Source organism: Streptomyces phytophilus (assembly GCF_013870535.1).
GTDB lineage: Bacteria > Actinomycetota > Actinomycetes > Streptomycetales > Streptomycetaceae > Streptomyces > Streptomyces phytophilus.
Genome location: NZ_JACBXC010000965.1, coordinates 1 through 2362, shown reverse-complemented (window position 1 = coordinate 2362; position 2362 = coordinate 1). Strand labels below are relative to the sequence as shown.

The window sequence follows — 2362 nt, the reverse complement described above, 5'->3', positions numbered from 1 at the left end:
CGCCCAGCCGCACGCCGGACCCGGGCCCCTCCCCCACTCCTTCGCCCTCGCTGCGGCCCCTCTACCACGAGCCGCCGCCCCGCGAGGTCGACGAGGGCACCTCGCCCGTCACCAGAATGCTGCTGTTCGTCGCCCCCGCGATCCTCGCCGCCGCCGCGCTCGGGGGCTCCGGCGCGGCCCGCAACCGCTCCTGAGCGCCCAGCAGTCCGAACCGCCGGAGGCAGCCCGTGTCCGAATGGCTCATGCTCACCCTCGCGATGGCCACGGCCATCGCGGTCGTCGTGCTCATCGCGGTCTTCCGGCACCGCCGCCCCGACGAGGAGTTCGACCCCGACGAGACCCCCGACGTCATCGAGTACATGACGATGATGATCGGGGTGGTGTACGCGATCGTGCTGGGCCTGGCGATCGCCGGCGTCTGGGAGGCCAAGGGCAGCGCGGAGGACTCGGTGCAGCGGGAGGCGTTCGCGCTGCACGAGACCAGCGAGCGGCTCGCCGAGTACCCGGCCCCGGTGCGCGAGGAGATCCGCGCGGACATCGCGGCGTACGTCGGCTACGCCGTGCACGACGAGTGGCCGGCGATGCAGGACGGCCACGGGCTGAGCGAGCGCGGCGACGAACTGCTCGACGAGGTGCGCCGCGCGCTCATCGCGTACGTGCCGGAGACCGACGCCGAGAACCGCGCCGCCTACGCGCTGGGCGACCAGATCGCGGCGGCCGAGGAGGCCCGCAACGAGCGGGCGCTGAACTCGGGTCCCTCGATGCCCTCGCTGGTGTGGTTCGGGCTGATCTCGGGCGGGCTGGTGGCTATGGGGATGGTCTTCGCGCTGCAGATCCAGCGCTCGGCGCGCGAGTTGATCCTCGCGGGACTGCACAGCGGGCTGCTGGCGTTCCTGCTCTTCCTGGTCTGGGAGTTCGACCAGCCCTACGTCCGCGACTCGGCCGGCATGCTGGAGCCGTTCACCACGCTCTTCCCGCAGGCCGCGGGCTGACCCGCCGCTCGGCCCGCGTCGGTGCCCGCCCGGCCGCGGTCCGAGGTTGTAGCGTCGCCGCATGACGCACTCACCGACCGCCCCGCCGCCGGGCGCCGCAGGCACCGCGTTCGACCTCGGCGGCGACATGCCGGTCGGGCGCATCGGCTACGGCACGATGCGGCTCACCGACCACCGCGGCATCCCCCCGTCGGAGGCGGTCATCTGGGAGCCGCCGCGGGACCGGGCCGGCGCCGTCGCCGTGCTGCGCCGCGCGGTGGAGCTGGGCGTCAGGCTCGTGGACACCGCCGACTCCTACGCGCTCGGCGCCGTCGAGGAGATCGTCGCCGAGGCGCTGTACCCGTACGCGGACGGGGTCGTCGTCGCCACGAAGGCCGGCCTCGCCCGGCCGGGCCCGGGGAAGTGGGTGCCGCTGGGGCGGCCGGAGTACCTGCGGCAGCAGGCGGAGCTGAGCCTGCGCCGGCTGCGTACGGACTGCCTCGACCTGTTCCAGCTGCACCGCGTCGACCCCGGCGTGCCGCTCGCCGACCAGGTCGGCACGCTCAAGGAGCTGCAGGAGGAGGGCAAGGTGCGGCACATCGGCCTGTCCGAGGTCGACGTGGACCAGGTGCGGGAGGCGCGCGGCATCGCCGCGATCGCCTCCGTGCAGAACCTCTACAACCTCGCGATGCGCCGGCACGAGGCCGTCGTCGACTACACCGCCGCCGAGGGCATCGCCTTCCTGCCGTACTTCCCGATGGCCGTCGGCGAGCTGGCCGCTCCCGGCGTGCCGGTCGCGGAGGTGGCGGCCGAACTGGGCGCCACCACGGCGCAGACGGCGCTGGCCTGGCTGCTGCGGCGGGCGCCGAACGTGCTGCCCATCCCGGGTACGACGTCGCTCGGCCACCTGGCGGAGAACGTGGCCGCGCTGGATCTCACGCTGTCGGACGAGCAGTTCGCGCGCCTGTCGGCGCTCGGCGGCTGACCGGGCCGCCGGGCTAGGGGCAGCGCACGACCTGGCCCGCGTACGACAGGTTGCCCCCGAAGCCGAAGAGCAGCACCGGCGCGCCGGAGGGGATGTCGCCGCGCGCCACCAGCTTGGAGAACGCCAGCGGCACGCTCGCCGCCGAGGTGTTGCCCGACTCGGTGACGTCGGTGGCGACGGCGGCCCGGGGGGCGCCGAGGCTGCGGGCGAGCGGCTCGATGATCCGCAGGTTCGCCTGGTGCAGCACGATCGCCGCGAGGTCGCCGGGGTCCACGCCGCCGCGCTCCAGGACGCGCCGGGCGATCGGCGGCAGCTCCTTGATGGCCCAGCGGTAGACGGCCTGGCCCTCCTGCGCGAAGACCGCGGGCGAGCCCTCGATGCGTACCGCAGGACCCATCTCGGGCGC

The 2362-nt window shown here is 74.4% G+C and carries 3 protein-coding genes and 1 pseudogene; 3 read left to right on the top strand and 1 reads right to left on the bottom strand.

Features of this window, described 5'->3' with window-relative positions:
- The 3 genes and pseudogenes from H5J30_RS27820 to H5J30_RS27810 form a co-directional block, all read left to right on the top strand.
- Positions 1–194, top strand: a pseudogene (locus tag H5J30_RS27820) (hypothetical protein); the annotation flags it as partial.
- 33 nt (positions 195–227) lie between these two features.
- Positions 228–992 (top strand): bestrophin-like domain, encoded by a 765-nt coding sequence (locus H5J30_RS27815; protein ID WP_181790058.1) that lies wholly within the window; start codon positions 228–230, stop codon positions 990–992.
- A 61-nt stretch (positions 993–1053) separates the two neighbouring features.
- Positions 1054–1956, top strand: coding sequence for an aldo/keto reductase (locus H5J30_RS27810; protein WP_181790057.1), 903 nt, complete (start codon positions 1054–1056; stop codon positions 1954–1956).
- A gap of 13 nt (positions 1957–1969) precedes the next feature.
- Here the strand turns inward: H5J30_RS27810 and H5J30_RS27805 are convergent.
- The coding region (locus H5J30_RS27805) for a 3-oxoacyl-[acyl-carrier-protein] synthase III C-terminal domain-containing protein (protein WP_309505648.1) at positions 1970–2362 on the bottom strand (393 nt) is incomplete at its 5' end.

Excerpts from the sequence above, each read along its gene's own strand:
- H5J30_RS27810 (WP_181790057.1), top strand. The coding sequence starts at position 1,054 with ATGACGCACTCACCGACCGCCCCGCCGCCGGGCGCCGCAGGCACCGCG.